Annotated in this window: 11 protein-coding genes and 1 pseudogene; 3 read left to right on the top strand and 9 right to left on the bottom strand. The window is 35.3% G+C overall.

The features are described from left to right. Positions 1 to 131 precede the first annotated feature (131 nt). Positions 132 to 5,336, bottom strand: a complete 5,205-nt coding sequence (locus tag ACYPXO_RS03180; protein ID WP_459639237.1) for an alpha-N-acetylglucosaminidase TIM-barrel domain-containing protein — start codon at positions 5,334 to 5,336, stop codon at positions 132 to 134. A gap of 166 nt (positions 5,337 to 5,502) precedes the next feature. Between ACYPXO_RS03180 and ACYPXO_RS03175 the strand changes: the two genes are divergently transcribed. After that, the gene (locus tag ACYPXO_RS03175; protein ID WP_459639236.1) at positions 5,503 to 6,150 is read left to right on the top strand and encodes a GntR family transcriptional regulator; all 648 of its coding nucleotides are present in this window, start codon (positions 5,503 to 5,505) and stop codon (positions 6,148 to 6,150) included. Between the two features lie 56 nt (positions 6,151 to 6,206). On the opposite strand, the gene hypD is transcribed toward ACYPXO_RS03175, so the two are convergent. Together hypD and ACYPXO_RS03165 are read right to left on the bottom strand one after the other, a co-directional pair. Then, on the bottom strand, positions 6,207 to 8,579 hold the full coding sequence (gene hypD, locus ACYPXO_RS03170) for a trans-4-hydroxy-L-proline dehydratase (RefSeq protein WP_459639235.1): 2,373 nt from the start codon (positions 8,577 to 8,579) through the stop codon (positions 6,207 to 6,209). Positions 8,580 to 8,582: 3 nt separating this feature from the next. After that, positions 8,583 to 9,494 carry a trans-4-hydroxy-L-proline dehydratase activase gene (locus ACYPXO_RS03165; RefSeq protein WP_459639234.1) on the bottom strand — a complete coding sequence of 304 codons (912 nt, stop codon included), beginning with the start codon at positions 9,492 to 9,494 and terminating at the stop codon, positions 8,583 to 8,585. A gap of 257 nt (positions 9,495 to 9,751) precedes the next feature. Between ACYPXO_RS03165 and ACYPXO_RS03160 the strand changes: the two genes are divergently transcribed. Further along, positions 9,752 to 10,324: a helix-turn-helix domain-containing protein gene (locus ACYPXO_RS03160; RefSeq protein ID WP_009462347.1), complete on the top strand. Its 573-nt coding sequence runs from the start codon at positions 9,752 to 9,754 to the stop codon at positions 10,322 to 10,324. Between the two features lie 374 nt (positions 10,325 to 10,698). Here ACYPXO_RS03160 and pcp read toward each other — a convergent pair whose 3' ends face one another. Genes pcp through ACYPXO_RS03135 form a run of 5 tightly spaced genes read right to left on the bottom strand, consistent with a single transcriptional unit; the run spans position 10,699 to position 17,310 of the window. After that, entirely contained in the window at positions 10,699 to 11,343 is a 645-nt protein-coding gene (pcp, locus tag ACYPXO_RS03155; protein ID WP_009462344.1) for a pyroglutamyl-peptidase I, read from the bottom strand. A gap of 11 nt (positions 11,344 to 11,354) precedes the next feature. Then, positions 11,355 to 12,341 carry a M29 family metallopeptidase gene (locus tag ACYPXO_RS03150; RefSeq protein WP_459639233.1) on the bottom strand — a complete coding sequence of 329 codons (987 nt, stop codon included), beginning with the start codon at positions 12,339 to 12,341 and terminating at the stop codon, positions 11,355 to 11,357. A gap of 20 nt (positions 12,342 to 12,361) precedes the next feature. Next, positions 12,362 to 13,306, bottom strand: coding sequence for a DUF979 domain-containing protein (locus tag ACYPXO_RS03145; protein WP_459639232.1), 945 nt, complete (start codon positions 13,304 to 13,306; stop codon positions 12,362 to 12,364). Between the two features lie 15 nt (positions 13,307 to 13,321). Further along, complete coding sequence (locus ACYPXO_RS03140) at positions 13,322 to 14,002, bottom strand: DUF969 domain-containing protein (protein WP_459639231.1); 681 nt, start codon at positions 14,000 to 14,002, stop codon at positions 13,322 to 13,324. Positions 14,003 to 14,031: 29 nt separating this feature from the next. Then, positions 14,032 to 17,310: a M14 family metallopeptidase gene (locus tag ACYPXO_RS03135; RefSeq protein ID WP_459639230.1), complete on the bottom strand. Its 3,279-nt coding sequence runs from the start codon at positions 17,308 to 17,310 to the stop codon at positions 14,032 to 14,034. A gap of 173 nt (positions 17,311 to 17,483) precedes the next feature. Between ACYPXO_RS03135 and ACYPXO_RS03130 the strand changes: the two genes are divergently transcribed. Then, on the top strand, positions 17,484 to 18,074 hold the full coding sequence (locus ACYPXO_RS03130; protein WP_009462335.1) for a TetR/AcrR family transcriptional regulator: 591 nt from the start codon (positions 17,484 to 17,486) through the stop codon (positions 18,072 to 18,074). 104 nt (positions 18,075 to 18,178) lie between these two features. Here the strand turns inward: ACYPXO_RS03130 and ACYPXO_RS03125 are convergent. Then, positions 18,179 to 18,420, bottom strand: a pseudogene (locus tag ACYPXO_RS03125) (hypothetical protein); the annotation flags it as partial.

The raw sequence follows: 18,420 nt of genomic DNA, 5'->3' as shown, positions 1-18,420 counted from the left end.
TAAATGTATACATTTCTTTTCTTTGTATACAATATATCACTTTTTATTTCTTCTGTCAAGATTTCCATTGGATTTCTATAGACAAAAATGAGGATAGAATTACTATCCCCATTTTCTCTTTCAATAAACTTTTATTTGTTTAAATCACGGTGTCTTTTTGTTTCTGTAAAAACAATACATCCTCCTGCCATAATCGCTAATAACATAAGCCCTAATCCATTTGCTGTGTCGCCTGTTTCCGGAACTTTGTTATCCGGTTTTTGCTGTGGTTTCTGCGGTTTTTCCGGTTTCTGTGGATGCTGCGGCTGTTCCGGTTTCTGCGGTTTTTCCGGTTTCTGCGGATGCTGCGGTTCTTCCGATTCCGCCTCTTCCAGTCCATCAACTGCTGCAACTAAGTCTACAAGTAATTCCTTCATTTCTTTTTTACTTATATCACTTGTGTCCTTAAGTGCTTTTTCCACTTTTTCTTTTGCTTTTGCATATGCTGCCCAACTGTCTTTAGTGTAAACACTTTCTTCTTTTACATCTGCAATAATCTTATCAAATTCTGCTCTGCTGTCTTCTGCATCTGCTTTCTCTTCTAAGTGCATGGCATTTGTCAGTTCTTCTACCATTGCATTTAATTCTGACTGTTCTTTCGCTTCTGCAAGAACTTTTTCCGCTTTTTCAATTGCTTTGTTTAATACATTTACACTTGATGTTGTGTAACCTTCTGTTTTCAACTCTTTTGCTTCTGCCAGCTTATTTACCAATGCCGTCTTGTCTAATTCAACAACAATGTCTTTTTTATCTAAGTTTTCCACTGCTTTCACTAAATCTGCAAGTAATGTTTCCATCTCTTTTTTGCTTACATCACTTGTATCTTTAAGTGCTTTTTCCACTTCTTCTTTTGCTTTTGCATATGCTGTCCAACTATCTTCCGTGTAAACACTTTCTTCTTTTACATCTGCAATAATCTTATCAAATTCTATCCTGCTGTCTTCTGCATCTGCTTTTTCTTCTAATTTCATGGCGTTTGTCAGTTCTTCTACCATTGCGTTTAATTCTGACTGTTCTTTCGCTTCTGCAAGAACTTTCTCCGCTTTTTCAATTGCTTTGTTTAATACATTTACACTTGATGTTGTATACCCTTCTGTTTTCAACTCTTTTGCTTCTGCCAGTTTTCCTTCTAATAACGCTTTATCTAACGCAGGTATGTCTGCTTTTTCCTGAGTCAAACGCATTTCTGCTGCCGAAGCATAGTTATTACTACCATTTGAATAAGATTCCACTGCATATATTCTTACGAATTTTGCTTCCCTTTCTTCAAAAGAGGCTTTTTTCCAACCCGGAATTGTATCCCACTCTCCCGAAACCGCTTCTGTAAAGTTTGTTCCATTCATACTTGTTTCGATTCTATATTTTGTAATAAAACCATTTGCATATGAATTACGTGTCTGCAAACGCACACCATTCACTTTCTGAGCCTCAGGAAGTTCTAACTGTAACCATAAATCTTTACGTTCTGCACCATTCCATGAAGAATGCCAAATTGTTGCCTGATTATTATCCAACACATTTACAGCCGCACCTTCTTCTCCCGGTGTCTTTGACTGTTCACTTCCTGCTGTTGCTTTAATTCCGTCTACTTTAATATCATTGGAATCATTTGCATTAGGATCTTTTACGGAAAATTCTTTTAAAATTGTTTTTCCGATTTTATCTAAGTTTTCTAAGTTTTCTTTATTTGGAGTATTTGTGTATTTCGTGTTTGCTCGTACCCATTTCCATTCCCATTCAAACCAGTTAATATTTTCAGGCTGTTTGCTGTCTAATTCATCATTTCTTGCCTGAATCCATTTCTGCCATCTTACTTTATAGAAATCATTTAACAAACCTGACCATTGACGGTTAGAGTAGTCTTTTAATCCTCCGCCTTCTGCCTGGTTTACAGATCCCCATGTTGTGACTAATGCTTTCGCATTAAATTCATACAAATCTTTTGTAAAATCATCAGCATTTTTTGCCAAGTCTTTTGCCTGCTCTACCCAAGTACCAAGCAAATAGTATTTACTTGTGCTTGTCACTTTTTCCATATTATCAATAATACTCAAGAATTTTTCCGCATATTTGTTAAACGCTTCTTTATTTCTCGCTCTGAAAGCACTGGCCATTTTACGCTGATATTCCTGTGCACTATTTGACAACACTTGCTGAAGCATTGTCGCCAAGTCATACTTATATCCGTCACTATCTTTTAATTTGTCATAATCTTTCAAAAGAAGTTCTGCCGCTTCTTCTAATTTAACTTTATCATAATCGATAACTGCATTTCCCCATGTGGAAGCCGCATTAATATCTAATGCTGGACGGGCATTTACAACCGATTCAGGCGCTCCCTGTCCCTTCATATTTAACTCTGCTTTATAAACCGTATCTTTCATAATCAATAAAGCTTCATATGCTGACTGACTTTCTTTTCCGTATCTTCTTTTTGCATAGTCTTTCAACCATTTGTCCAAATCAATTACAGGAAGTTTTTCCTTTGCATTGTCTGTCCAAACAGTTTCAAATAAGAAATCGTATAATAATGGGTTGTTTACACTTGCTTCCGGCGTAATTCCAATTCCTTCCATATGTTTTGCACTGTTTAATGCTGCAGGGATATTCTTTGCCAGATTATCTAAATGACCGTGAAGTCCAAGACGTCCTCCAAAGTTATTTAACATACAGAATACCCACGGCGTATCATTAAATTCTCCGCCACCGTACTCATTTGGATTTGTTTCATTCCAGTGTGGTGTTTTTTCAGCATAAAGGTCTAACACTAATGCGTGTTCCTTTCTTCCCTCAAGCCCTTTAAGTAACGCTGTTGTTGGGTTTCCCTGCCATGACTGGATAATCCAAATTCCGTCTTTGTCCGCTTCTAACATTGCATCCAATACTTTACCTGCGATAACTGTCGGATTTAATCCGCCTGTATCTCCACCTTCATGGAACGGGTCAGTTGCATAGTAATGTGCACTTTCTCCATATACTTCTTTCTGTGCCTGATAAAAAAGTTTTGCATATTTATCAAAAGATGCACTGTCTGTTTTTAACATATCCGGTCTTCTAAATGAACACCATGTTCCTTGCTCAATCACTTCCGCACTAGAATCTTTTTCTCGAATATTTGTCGGTACCATTCCACTGTATCCCTGTAATACCGGCTGCATTCCAAGTCTTCTCATTGATAACTGATTTTTTCTTGCAAGTTCTGTTCTCTCTTCAAACCATGAATCGTGGATTGGTCCGCCGAACCCACTTAAATTCGCCATATACGCCCATGCATAATATGCAGGACCTGCAATATAGTCTTTAATTTCCTCATGTGTGTATCCTAAATCTTCAAGAAATCTACGCCATACTTCTTCCTGAGCAGTTGCATCTAAAATAACATTTACACCGTTTAATGCAAGCCAGTCAAGTTCATTACGCCACTCTTTTTCTCCCCAGAACGCCATAGAATAAGAGAGTGTACAGTAATTATACGAATATCTTGTTCCTACTTTTGTTTCTTTATGTACTTTTTCTCCGATTGGCACAATTTTCGCCGGCATATCTGCCTGATCGCCCACCTGAGAAATATTTACGTTACAGAAATATTTCAAGTAATGATTTAATCCCATGGCAAGAGAAACACCGTCATTTCCCGTAATCTGCACTTTTCCATCTTTGTCGTTTAATTCAAAATAGTCATATCCCGTTTCATTTGGATTTTCCTGTAATTTCAAATCAAACCATGATTTATATTCCGCCCCTAATCTTCTTTCGATAATTCCGCAAACTTCTTCATAAGTTTGTTCAGGTGTTACTTTTTCTGTATTTGCATAACTACTGTCTTTGAAATCTTTTACATTTACTTCCGGACGAGTCTGTACTTTTGTACCGCTCTTTTCACCTGTAGCACGGATTTCTTTGATTACAGCCGCTGGACTTGTAGAATTGTATTCCATATATACACGGATAATGCGGGCTTCTTTTCCTTTCGCCTGATAAATCTCTCCTTTATCCGTACAACTTTCTGTGGAAGTTTTTTCCGCTAATTTATCAAAATCTCTTCCATTCATACTTGTATAAATCGAATACTGAGAATACCCTTTTTCCTGTGTGAAAATTTCTACTGTATTTAAGTTATAATTTTCCTTTAAGTCAATATCAACGTATCCCGGATAATATTCCCCAGTCCACATTGTATTTTTACTTCCATCATTTACTTTAGAAGCATTTTTCTGATTAGAATTTGAATGTACCGGTTTCTTAAATGCGATACTTTCTGAATCATCAATTTCTTCTTCTGCCCCATACACACGAAATTCTGCCACAGCCGGCCAGCCGTTCCCTTGACTGTTTGTTGTAGAATGCATCACAATTTTTACATCAGAGTATGCTGTTTCATCAAATTTGTATCCCTGTACATAATTATTTGTACGGTTTGCTTTCGCATGGTCTACAATTTTTGTGTACTCATTTGCACCTTTTGCTTTTCCTAAGATACTGTATGTAAATTCATATGTATGTTCATCTGTAGCACCTACATGTTCAAATACGATTTCACAGGCATCCATCATTCTGTCTTCTGTAAAAGAAAGATTGATATATTTTTCAGAATCCTGTGCTGCGTTGTGAAATTTATACAATGTTTTGTCGTTATCATCGACAAGACGGTCTTTTCCTTCCGATTGATTTTCCTGACCGTCTGTTGTAATCTGTGCCTGTGCTGCAATATTATTATAATCTGACAGATGTACTTCCTGCATCTCATACACTTCGATTTCATGGATAGAAGGCCAGAAAAGAACTTCTCCTCCGTCATGTGCAACCGGATCGGATAAAACAACACGAATATCAGAAGATGAAGCTGTCTGCTCCAATTCAAATACAGCATCTACAGTATCATTTGCATCTCCTGTTGTTGTAACAATTTTTTCTCCAATCAATATCCAATCTGATGTAATACCGTTTTGAGCACGCTGTACCGTTACTTTTACTTTACGGTTTGCATAATCATTTCCACCAACTTTTACAACTACTTTTTTTACATTTGTTCCATTTTTAGCCAACTTCATATCTACTACTGCATTTTTCGCCTCAGTCCAACCGTTCTGCTGCCATGAAGTCGTATCGTTTCCGTCAACCAAGTCTGAAGACGAACCGCTTCCTGTGTTATTCACAGTAATGTTAACATCTTTTTCTCTCGCAACGTTAACGAGTTGCTCTCTTGCCTCAACTTTTAAAGGCACACTAAAAAGTGTTCCGGATAAAAGGCAAAAGGAAAGCAGTAAACTTACTAATTTTTTTACTGTTTTTCTCATTCATTTTCCTCCATTTCGTGTTTCTAAATAATCATTGATTACTAACTTTTTAATAATAACATAACTCTTTTATAAATACAATTTTTCCTCCGCATATCCTTGTGTTTTTCCTTTGAATTGTATACAATTAAATGTATACATTAACATTTAAGAAAGAGGTGTATTTATGCCAACCCAAAGCAAATCTCTTGCCGATAAGGCTTATCATACAATTAAAACAAATATCTTAAACCTGACCTATCCTCCCGGAATGGCTCTCACTGAAGCAATTCTCACCGAAGAACTGAAAATGAGTCGTAATCCGGTCAGAACCGCTATCAAAATGTTGCAGGCAGAAGGTCTTATCGTTTCCGATTATCATAAATCCATGACTGTGAAAGAAATCACGGATAAAGATATAGAAGAAATTTATCAGTTAAGGGAAATTTTTGAAGGTTCTGCTTTCAAGTTAATTTTCTCTTCCGGCCGTTTTGATGAATATTCTTACCGCATTGAAGAAAAAGTTGTCCGCATGTGCGCTGCGTCAAATAATCCGTATGAATGGGAAGTCGCCGACACAAAAATGCACTTGGAGATTGTCAGCATTTTTGATAATACAAGAATAAATAAATTTTATGAAAGTAATCTTTTTGAACTGATTCGTATGGGTTTATATTCTTTAAAAAACGGGATGCAAATCGAAAAAACAAATGCAAACTTAAAAAAAATGGTTCAGTATATGCGTAATAACGATTATGAAAACGCTTACGCAATCTTAACACAAGATCACTTTATGATTGGCAAAGACAGCGCTTTAAATGAATATCATCATTAAATGCTAAGAAGCACATTCCCCCCGAAATGTGCTTCTTATTTTATACTATACTATTTTTAGTTAAACGACTGTTCTGTTCTCTCAATAATTTCATCCTGCAATGCTTTACTCAAGTTACGGAAATGATCACTATAACCGGCAACACGAACAATTAAGTCTTTGTACTCATCCGGATGTTTCTGCGCTTCAATCAATGTTTCTTTATCGATAACATTAAACTGAATGTGATGTCCGTCCATGTTAAAGTATGCTCTTACTAAATCTGCCATATGTGTCAGACCTTCTTCACCGGCAACAACACTCGGTGTGAATTTCTGATTCAACAATGTACCACCCGTTCTTAAATGGTCCATTTTTGCACAAGATTTAATTACCGCTGTAGGTCCGTTTACGTCCGCTCCCTTTTCAGGTGAAATACCTTCTGAAACCGGTTTTTGTGCAAGACGTCCGTTCGGACTTGCATTCATTACTTCACCAAAATATACGTGACAAGTTGTCGGAAGCATATTCACTCTATATGTACCGCCCTTCATATTCGGTCTTCCTGTAACTGTTTTCTGATAGAAGTTAAACACATCTTTCATAATTCCGTCTGCGTAGTCATCATCATTTCCATATTTCGGTGTTTTATTGCGAACTAAATTGGCAATTCTTTCATATCCTTCAAAGTTATGTTCCATAGCTTCGATAAGTTCTTCCATTGTAAATTTCTTTTCATCAAATACATTATATTTAATTGCTGCCAATGAGTCTGTGATTGTTCCGATACCTACGCCCTGTAAATAGTTCGTATTGTATCTTGCTCCGCCCGCATTATAATCTTTTCCTTTTGAAATACAATCATTTGTAATGATAGAAAGGAATGGTGCAGGCATATACTCTGCATAAATCTTTTCGATAATATTGCTTCCCTCAATCTTAATATCTACAAGATATTCAATCTGTTTCTTATAAGCATCATATAATTCTTCATAAGATTTGAAATCTTTTGCATATCCAAGAGGAAGACCAATCTGTTTTTTGCTTACGATGTCATAACCGTTATATAATGTTAATTCCAAAATCTTTGGAAGGTTAAAATATCCTGTTAAAATATACGCTTCGTTTCCGAATGCTCCTGTTTCTACACAGCCGCTTGTTCCACCGCGTCTTGCATCTTCAATTGTTTTTCCGGCATTTAATAATTCCTGAATAATTGCTTCTGTATTATAGAATGCAGGCTGTCCCCAACCTTTTCTTGAAATTTCACAAGCACGTTTTAAGAATTTTGTAGGTGTTTTCTTACTAATCTGTACGTTCGAACTTGGCTGTAACAGTTTCATTTCATCCATACAATCTAAGATTAAGTAACTTACTTCGTTTACACCATTTTCACCGTCCGGTGTAATACCACCTGTATTTAAGTTCGCAAAGTCTGTGTATGTTCCACTTTCTTTTAATGTAACACCAACTTTTGGTGGCGCTGGCTGGTTGTTGAATTTCACCCATAAACATTCTAATAACTCTAATGCTTTTTCATCATCTAAAATACCTTCTTCTGTATCTTTCTGATAGAATGGGTTTAAATGCTGGTCAAATCTTCCCGGACTGTAAGCATCCCATGGATTTAACTCTGTTGTTACTCCAAGGTGAACAAACCAGTACATCTGAATTGCCTGCCAGAATGTCTGTGGGGCATGAGCAGGTACTACGTCACAGTTTGCCGCAATCTGAAGTAATTCTGCTTTACGAGTTTCATCTGTTTCTTTTTCAGCTAATTCTCTAGCATATTTTGCATATCTTTCCCCTAAAATAATAATCGCATCACAGCAAATTTCCATCGCATTTAACTGTGCTTTCTTATCTAAAGCTTCTTTATCATTTAAGAAGTCAAGATTGTTTCTTGCTTCGATAATATCGTTTTTATAATCTAAAAATCCTTTTTTATAAATCTTTTCCGAACCTACTGTATGTCCCGGCCCACGCTGTTCCATAAATTCAGTGAAAATACCTGCTGCATAAGCATCTTTCCATTCCTGACTCATGTTCGCTAAAATTTTATGACGAACAGAACGTTTCTCCCAGAATGGAATGATTTTCTCTTCCTGCAATTTCAAATCATCTTCTGTAACGCGGAAATAAATTAAATCTCTCGCATTCATGATTTTCATATCTTCTACTGTATGACAGCATAATTCAGGGAATGACGGTGCAGCCTGTGGTCCGTCACCTTTTTCCCCTACAATCAATTCTCCATCATTGATACATAATGTTTTATTAGCCATAAAATGTTTAAATGCTAACGCACGAAGTTCCGGAACAGAAACACTTCCTTCATACATCATGTACGCATCTGTTTCTAAGTCCGCTCTTTCCATATAGATGTGTGGTTCTGTTTCCAAACTCTGTTTTCTTAATTTGCGGATTCTTTCGTTCATTCCTCTTTCCATCTCTTAACCTCCTATTTTGGTATTTGTAAACCCATTTTTTTGAAACATTTCTTTTAACTCTTCCATTCTCTCTTTAGAAGGAACAGTAAATCCTTCTCCCTTATATGTAACATCTAACCTCTGATATTTACTACTTGCAATATCATGATACGGCAATAAATTGACCTGTGCTACTGAAATATTTTCTTTTAAATAGGAAATAATTGCTTGCATTTCCTCGTCACTATCATTCACTCCACCGATGACTGGAATACGAATATAAATTCTCGCTCCGTTATCACTTAAATATTTCAGATTGGTGAAAATCAATTCGTTGCTCTGCCCCATGTATTTCTTATGCTTTTCATTATCCATCAATTTAATATCATATAAAAACGTATCCACATACGGCAAAACAATTTGGAAATTTTCTTCAGGCGCAAATCCACATGTATCAATCGTAATGTTATAACCTTTTCTCTTTAACTTTTTCAGAAGTTCCTCTATATATTCCATATCCTGTGCCATAACTTCCCCACCGGAAAGCGTAACACCCCCAAACGACTCTTCATAAAACATATAGTCTTTATCCACTTCTTTTACTAACTCCGCAATTGTATATTGTTTCCCAACAACTTCTCTCGCATTATTTACACAATAGTCCAAACACGTACTGCATACTTTACATTTCGTTCTGTCCGTACACTGCTTACAATTATCTATATGAATAGCTTTCTCCGGACAAACCTGCTCACAAGCACGACACCCTGTACACTTTTCTGTGTTAATCATAACTTCCGGCGCAAAATTCTGGCTCTCCGGATTATGACACCACCAGCAATTCAAATAACAACCTTTAAAAAAAATAGTTGTCCGTATGCCGTCCCCGTCATGCACAGAAAACTTTTGGATATTAATTACATTTGGTGTTCTCATATTTCCTCCATTTTCATCTAAATGAAATTTTTATCCGTTTTTTTCATTATATCACATTGTTATTCTTTTGTCATGATATTTTTTATTGTTTTCATAAAAATTTCTAAAAAGAGAATACGCTTTCATTTATTTATTAATCTTTATACAACTCGTTTTATCTGCGTTCTTTTCACCTGTCAAATGCTTGACATTACAACCAACTGGTAATAATATAAACAATATCTTTTAAAGATAGTAAGAGAAAAAGAGGTAAAATCATGGATACAAATGCAATTATCGGACTTAGAATCAAAAATCTTCGTACCGAAAAAAAATATACTTTAAAATATTTAAGCGAAAACACCGGATTATCCATTGGATTTCTCTCCCAATTGGAACGAGGAATGACAAGTATAGCCATCGATTCTTTGGATAAAATTTCTAAAGTTTTAGATGTAGAACTATCCAGTTTTTTCACTACGAATATAAAACCAAATGATGTACATATAATGAGGCGCTATGAACAGAAATCTACTGTTGTAAATCCTGAAATTATTGAGCACGCTCTCACAAATCATGTAGAAGAATTTGATCTTCTTCCAAGACTTGTAGAACTTATGCCCGCATTACAGGATGAAAGTGATTTAGAACTTTATTCCCACGGCGGTGAAGAATTTATTTATATATTGGAAGGTATCTTGACTTTGCAGATTGAGGAAGATATTTATCATTTATATCCCGGAGATTCAGCCCATGTACATTCAAATATTTCTCACAACTGGAAAAATGATACAAATACTGTTGTAAAATTTTTAACTGTACATACTCCGAATCCTCTGCGCCACAAATAAAATATATACAGATTTGATTTTTCGTGATACAATAGATTTAGTTAAAAATTTGTAGTTTAGAATCGGAGGCGTTTACAATGGGATTTTTAGTTTGCATTATTGCAGTCAGCATTATCGCTGCCATTGTTGCAGCAGTTGTTTCCGCATCAGCCGGTGCTTTAATCGGTGCTCAGGAAATAGACGATGAGGAATAAGCATCGAAAGTAAAGAGGGGTATCGCTCAATCATCAAATGTAATGATTGAGTGATACCCCTTCTCTATATACAAAGAATTTTCAGATAGAATCTTTTAGTTTTAGAATTGATAAGTTTGATACTACAAGAACCTCTATATTATATATATATTCTCTTGTGTTTCATTTTATCGCTATAGTTTAATCTGTAATTCCCATCGATATTTCTACTTCTTCTCTTGTTTCCACAATTGCTTCTATTGCATATTCTAAAGCTTTTGCCATCGTTTCAATCGACATAGTTGCTGTACCCAAAGGCTTTCCAACACCTTGCTGTGTAGAATATGGTACATGAATAAATCCGCCACGAACATTTGGATATTTTTTATTGAGTGTATAAAGTAAATCATACATTACATTATTACATACATATGTCCCCGCCGTATAAGAAACACTTGCTGGAATTCCATGTTCATTAATATTTTTTACCATTGCTTTTACAGGTACTGTCGCAAAATATGCTGTTTCTCCATCCTTTTGCGATTTTTCATCAATAGGCTGATTTCCCGCATTATCAGGAATCGGAGCCTCACACAAATTAATCGCAATTCTTTCTACCTGTATATCCGCTCTTCTTCCTGCTTGTCCGATACAAAGTACCACATCTGGATGATGTTCTTCTATAGCTTTCTCCACTTTTTTCCCTGCTTCACCAAATACAGTCGGTATCTCCACCTTTATAATTTCCGCATTTTTAACTGTATCATGAATTAATTTTACTGATTCATAAGCTGGATTAACCGTTTCTCCACCAAATGGATCAAATCCTGTAACTAAAACTTTCATTCTTTGCCTCCTTAATATACTTCTGGTTCAGGGGTAATAATTTTTCCCTCCATCATAATCTGCCGATTATCGGCATAAATATTCGGTTCCCTACAAACCAAATCATAGTGCCCGCTTGCTTCATGCACTCCGCCTAAAGCAAGATTTCTCCCAAATCCGATATGAAACGTTCCATATGCCGACTCATCTTCAATATAACATTTTCCTCGACATTTTGATTGAGAATTTAATCCAATTCCAAGTTCACTTGCAACCCAAACCCTTTCATCATCATAACTTTTCAAGTATTCTTGGAGTTGACATCCTGTAATCGTGTCTTCTATCTTTGTAATTTTCCCTTGTGAAATTTCTATTTTTGTTGGATAATCTGCTTTCCCAATATATCCAAGCGAGCCATCTAAAACCATGACCCCTTCACTTTTAGTTTCTTCTATTGGAACATATACTTCAATACTAGCCGACGAATACCCTTTCCCATCTTTTAATACTCCATTAAAAAATCCGGCTTTTCTATTTCTTTTATATACTTTCAAATCCGTTCCATTCTTAGAAGTGATATGAATAACACTCGCTGAATTTAAGTACTTCATAATGACCATCGCAAGCATTTTACTTTTCTTTGTATCCATGGTCATAAAATCATAACTCAGCATCGCTTTTCCATCATTTGTACAAAGCGGAAGGGAAAGAAATTTTTTTCCTTTTTTAATTGCCTTTTTCGCAGCTTTGGTTGTAACTAAGGAATAGTTCGTCGCACCTATAATGACATGATAATTTGCAAAAATATCTTCGTGTTGATCAAAAAACACTCCTATCTTCATTCCTGTTTTCTCTACAATCATCAAATCTACAGAAGCACTTCTTCTTAATGCAAATTTCTTCAGTGCTTGAGCCTCTTCTATTGTTTCTTCGCTTGTAACAATTAAAAGTTTTTCCCATGGTTTTAATTTCACCCACTTTTTAATTACAATCTCGGCTCCACGATCTATTCCTTTCATTTTTTTACCTCGGTTCTTTTTTATTTAAACATAATCATATATGCAATTTGGAACACAAGCATAAGTACTGCAATTACAACCTGATTTCGAATTACAGTAAATCTGTTTTTCATATCCAACAAAGCAACTGGAACAATATTAAAGTTCGCAGCCATAGGTGTAAGCAATGTACCACAGTAACCGCAAGTAAGAGCAAGCATACCTATTAATACCGGATTAGCTCCATACGCCAATACAAATGGCGCTCCAATACCTACTGTCATAACTGTAATTGCTGCAAAAGCATTTCCCATGATCATAGTAAATACCATCATTCCAACTGCATAAACAATAATACCAACATTTACATTTCCCTTAGGAATCACATTTCCTACAATCTGAGCAATAACATCTCCTACGCCTGAAGCTGTAAAGATTGCCCCAAGACTTGCAAGAAGCATCGGCAACATACTTAATGGTCCTACAGTAGAAAGCATACGCTCTGAGTCATTCAACAACACCTTTGGGGTATTAGATTTCAAGAATAAGATTAATAAAAGTGCTGAAATCAATACTCCTACTCCTACTCCTACTAAAGCTCCAAGATCTGTAAATAACGCAAATCCTAAAGCACAAACTCCAATAGTAAGTGCAGGAATAAAAATTTTCATTCCTACTTTATCGTAATTCGCTCTTGATTCCTGTTCCGTCGGTTTATCAATTTTTCCAATTTTAACTTTTTGTAAAATAGCAGGAATACACATTACAATAATTAATACACCATTTACTTTTGCGGGAATCCATCTACCAAATGCAAGTACAATACCTAACACAATCCAAAATATACCCGTTCCAATTCTAGATGGGTTTTTTTTGTCCATTACATTTTTCACACCTGTGTAAATTGTAATTACCCCAATTAAAATATAAACAATCTCTAATAATTTTGTTCCCAGCAGTTCTTCTGAACTCATAAAAAACGACATAAAAGAACCTCCTTTCTATTTCTCTTTTTTATAGTATTTTTTCATCAATTTCTTATCTCTAAAAATGTAATAAATAATTGTAACTACAAGTGCAAATATCGCTACTGGAATTTCTACCTTTGCTAAATCTACAAGTTCCACTTTATATCCAAGTCCTTCTAACGTACTCTGTACAAGAAGACCACCGCTACCTCCAATAAACAATACTTGGAAGAAGAACCATGTTATATTCTCCATACCAGAAGCCATACCTTTTACCTGTTCTTCATGTTCTTCGTTTGCCTTTCCTACTGTATTTTCAATCGCTGCATCTGCCATCGGCATAATAACTGGTCTTACAAAACCTGCAACACCACCAAATCCAACATTAAAAGCTGCAAAAATTGCTCTCATGATACCGTAAGCTACCACAACCGCACCTGCAGTAGCACCTTTTATTTTTCCAATCAATGCTGCCGCCGCTTCTTTTAAACCACTTCTTTCTAGTGTTCCCGTTACAAGCATAACAATAATGAAAATAGCCATGCTTCTATTGGCAACAAAACTTGATCCAAGTGTTTCAAGAAGACCATCTACTCCAAGTCCTCCTACTAATGCTGTTACAACGGCCGCTACTAAAATGGTTAAAATATTATCCAATTTTAGAGCAAACCCAACTATAACAATTACGATTCCTATTAGAGTAATATACTCCATATCTTTTTCCTCCTTTGTTTTCCTTTTTATTAATTTTCAAAACTTCCGATAATCAGTGGACGTTGTCTTATATAACAAATCGAAACTGAATCATCCGCTTTTTCTTCTCTTACTTCAAAAACGCTTTCTCCTTCTACGAACATATCAATAGTCGCTAAATCATGAGTCACATGAGCTTTTGCACACAAATTCAAATAATCATCTTGAGCCGTTTCATCAGCCACTTCACTTGTATATGCCACTGTCGTAATCCACGGAAATCGAATAGATGGATATCTATGTTCCGGTTGATATTCAAATGGAATCCAGTAATTAATCATATCCTTATAATAATTCGCTGGGAATAATTTTGGCATCCAGCCATGTGCAAATTTTTCAAATTGTTGCATCCATTCTTTATTCCACTTATAAATATCTTCTTTCGCTCCAATCGCATCCGCAATAACATCTTCCATTTTCTTATTTACTTTATAGTTACTTTTATATTCCTCATTCGTTACATACCAAAAATATCCATATAATAACGATCTCGGAAGCCAAAAGCCTTTGAACGATGGAGATGTATAGCCTGAAAATTGTTGTTCCCACTCATGACTTGGAACACCATGATTATCTACAACAATATCCGGAAGCATTCTATACCACAATCTTGTAAGTCCCATTGCTTCCGTATGAATCGTATCCTCTTTAAAATGTTCATGGTAAAATTCTTTTCCAATCGCATTAAACCTTGCAACATGAAATTTCCAGTATGGATTTTCTTTCTGCAATTCATAATGTATTGCTGTCCCATCTACATTTTCCATCGGTACAATCACTAAATTAAGTTTTTCTGACAAATCCTTATACTTTTCATTTGTAAGAATTTCTTTCAAGAGTATAAATGCTGAATTTGTACTTGAAACCTCATTTGCATGATGTCTAGAATTAATAATTTCTGATGGCAACAGATTAATTCTCTTTGTCCTTGAAATATACCCTTTACATTTAGGTAAAAGTTCAATCGCATAAATATCTCTACCTGCATATGAAGTTGCAGTCTTATAGACAGAAATTCCTTCAACTCTCTTTAACTGTTTTATAATCTCTAAATACTGATCATATCCAATCAATGTATGTTCCAATAAATCAATTTCTCTAATGTCTAGATCTTTTGCCTGTTCTTCATATTCCGGCACATACATCTCAAAAATCTGACCATCCACATCAAGTTGCACTATATCAACTTCTGCATATCCTTTACACGAAGATAAAATTCCTTTGTTAAACAGTAAAGCATATGCTTCCGCTACTTTAGCATTTCCTCCATCCACACAAATATGCGCAGTTATTTTATCGGATTCATACGTTAAAGAATCCATGTAAATATCTATATCCTGACGGTTTGCAAAAGATGTGATTTCTTTTTGCGCAGAAACTAACATTGGTTTTTCTGCCATGATATCGTATAATGTCACTTTAAAATACGGCTTACCAGTTCCTTTTTTCAAAATCGGAAGAATTAACCCTGGTGCATCTAACATTTCACCTGAATGTCTAACCCCATAATTTTTAAAGAAATCCGTTCCTACAAAATACATATCCTCATGCAATGCATCTAAAGTGGAAATCAAATCTTCTCTACACGGGAGTTTATAATCCGGTTCACTTGCAACCACCTCTAAAGATAGTCTTGAGAAAAACGGTTGAGTTTCCAAGCAAATATGTTCGCCCAATTTTCCTTCAATGAACTTTTGTAAGTCTGTCAAAACTTCTTTTTGATATATTTCCCATATACATTCCACATCTGTTCGCACACGCTCATTTAAAACTTCTTGACCATTCAAGTAAACTTTCACATATCCTGTTGCCGGATGCACTTTCCCCATCTCCGGAAATGCATCTAAATAAGGTCTTTCTGCATTTATCGCAAGATAATCTTCTTCTAAAATAGTATTTCCATTTATATCTTCTGCTTCCAAATAATATGTACAGTCTTTTTCTCCTTCATATACAGAAAATACAATATTATCTTTTTCTATTCCTAGTTTCGATTCAATAATATCTACAATTGGATAAAGTTCTTGCAAATAACGGATTGGCAAGTCATACCATTTATCCGGATTACTGAAATCTATGTTGGTATATGAAGGTGTTGCACCGTTTTCATCCAACCATTCTGTTTGCCCTTCTGGTAAAAACGGTCTAAATGCAATATGAAGTTTTCCCACCTTTTCATTTAGCAATTTAGGAATAATAATTTCATCAATCCACGAAAATCCTTGCTTATATGCACAAAGAATTTCCGCATCTAAAAGTTTTGCTCCTTTTTCTTCTAGTCGTTGATTAATATTCTGTTTCAACGCCATTCTAACATCCATTTCTTCACTTAAAGCAGCATAAACTTTTACTTTATCCCCATTTCTTAAAAGCGGATATACTTTACTTTCTAAAATTTCCTTACAAACATCTACTTCCCAAGGAATATCATATTCTTTTTCATATACTTTTTTCATTCCTTTGTAGTTTTCAAATAAAACATTGGGAAATTCCTTTTCTATCCCCTTTTTAACGGAAGAAATCTCCGGCGAAACGTAAGCTGTCACCGAGTCTCCCAGTTCTTTCTGAAATGCTTTCAGGTAACTAAGTTGGCCGTCTAGATTTTTCATAGAAAAACTATCCGTTAATTCCATCAATCTATCCGTCCATCTTTCCGCATTCGGAAGTAACGGGAATTTTTCACAAAGCCATGCTGAAAAGACTTCTAATTCTTTTCCTTTTCCTGATAAATATACAATTGTACGATGATCTTGCTTATCGAAGCGAACTCTACATTCATCGCCCTCTTCTATTACAAACGCATTTCCAGTATAGGATTCATCTGCAACTATCGTTCCTTCATACCCCGTTGTTTCCATACCAAAGCGAAATGCTATATTACATGCGGCAATGACCATAGATTCATCTGCATTCTCTGGAAGAATAATTTTCATATCCAAACTATCTGGAAGCATATCCAAATTATTATCTTTTAAAAACTCTCCTTTTTCAAATACAGATTCTAATCCTTTTTTCTTTCTCCAGTCTAAATCCGGAATCTGCTTTGCACTTTTTGTGGCTGACACATAATCTTCCGGTGCTTCTATATTCCTAAGTTGCAATTCATATTGCGAAAAACTCTCTGGAACTTCCTCTCCTTCTGTTGTAGAAACAACCGGAAATTCAGCTGATACAGATTGAAAACCTTTTAAAAGAGCAAATTCAATTAAGCGATTTCTCTCTGTTTTCCCCATCTTTTTTGGGAGTTGAATTTTTTTCTGTTTCTCCACATAAACACTCCTTTCTCTCATTCATTTTCTTGAATCGTACCTTATTCCGTACTACATTCTAATTATTTTGTTATAATTTTAGCAATCTATTTATAAACTGTCAAGACTTGTATCCCTTACGGTTTTCGTGATATAATAATGAAATATAACGAGTAATAAAGGATATTTATTTTATGAGAAAAAAAGCAATAAACACTACTATAAAAGAACAATTAATAAGCGCTGCCTGGGAATTATTTTTGGAAAAAGGATATGATGCAACAACTGTTAATGAAATTATAGAACGTTCTCAAACATCTAGAGGTTCTTTTTATCATCACTTCAGAGGAAAAGAAGATCTTATATTCAGTCTTGCCTATTTCTTCGATAATGATTATGACGAATGGTTGAAATCTCTTCCTTCTAATTTAAGTGCGGTCGACAAATTAATTACATTCGATGAATTTATTTTAAGCAACCTGGAGCATTCCCCATATATTTCTTTTTTTCAAACACTATATGGACTTCAAGTCATGACACAAGGCACTAGATACATCCTAAACCCCAAACGTCGGTATTACCAAATTCTTAATCAACTTGTAAAAGAAGGCCTTGATTCAGGAGAAATTATTTCATCAGAATCTTATACAGAAATCAGCGAAAAAATTGCTTCTTTAGAGCGTGGTCTTACTTACGATTGGTGTTTACAGGAACATCGATATTCTCTACTTCACTATGCACATGGCATCGTTTGCACCTATTTAGAATCATTACGTAAACACTAATCAACTTTTTATTCCACATCTATAAAAATTTCACACTGACAAACAAAAACAGGAGATGCTGTGTACTATCATCACAGTATCTCCTATTTTCTATTTACCAGATTTTATTTTGTTTTCCTTTTTTTACCAAGAACAATTACTCCTGCAGCTGCTGCTATTAACATAAATGTAAATGGTATCGCTACATTTGCAGTGTCACTTGTTTTCACCGGCTTATTATCAGGTTTTTGAACCGGTTTATTATCCGGGTTTTGAGTCGGATGAGTATCCGGTTTAGTGGTTGGCTTATTATCAGGTGTTGGAGTTATTGGTGTTTGAACTTTCTCATAAATTGCATATACTGTCA

This window comes from Faecalimonas canis (assembly GCF_054601575.1).
Note: the sequence above shows the minus strand (reverse complement) of the source record. Positions and strands in the feature narration are given on the sequence as shown.

Coding starts and splice junctions, on each gene's coding strand:
- ACYPXO_RS03175 (WP_459639236.1), top strand. CDS start 5,503: ATGCCAACCCAAAGCAAATCTCTTGCCGATAAGGCTTATCATACAATT.
- ACYPXO_RS03180 (WP_459639237.1), bottom strand. CDS start 5,336: ATGAGAAAAACAGTAAAAAAATTAGTAAGTTTACTGCTTTCCTTTTGC.
- ACYPXO_RS03145 (WP_459639232.1), bottom strand. CDS start 13,306: ATGTCGTTTTTTATGAGTTCAGAAGAACTGCTGGGAACAAAATTATTA.
- pcp (WP_009462344.1), bottom strand. CDS start 11,343: ATGAAAGTTTTAGTTACAGGATTTGATCCATTTGGTGGAGAAACGGTT.
- ACYPXO_RS03140 (WP_459639231.1), bottom strand. CDS start 14,002: ATGGAGTATATTACTCTAATAGGAATCGTAATTGTTATAGTTGGGTTT.
- hypD (WP_459639235.1), bottom strand. CDS start 8,579: ATGGAAAGAGGAATGAACGAAAGAATCCGCAAATTAAGAAAACAGAGT.
- ACYPXO_RS03130 (WP_009462335.1), top strand. CDS start 17,484: ATGAGAAAAAAAGCAATAAACACTACTATAAAAGAACAATTAATAAGC.
- ACYPXO_RS03165 (WP_459639234.1), bottom strand. CDS start 9,494: ATGAGAACACCAAATGTAATTAATATCCAAAAGTTTTCTGTGCATGAC.
- ACYPXO_RS03160 (WP_009462347.1), top strand. CDS start 9,752: ATGGATACAAATGCAATTATCGGACTTAGAATCAAAAATCTTCGTACC.
- ACYPXO_RS03150 (WP_459639233.1), bottom strand. CDS start 12,341: ATGAAAGGAATAGATCGTGGAGCCGAGATTGTAATTAAAAAGTGGGTG.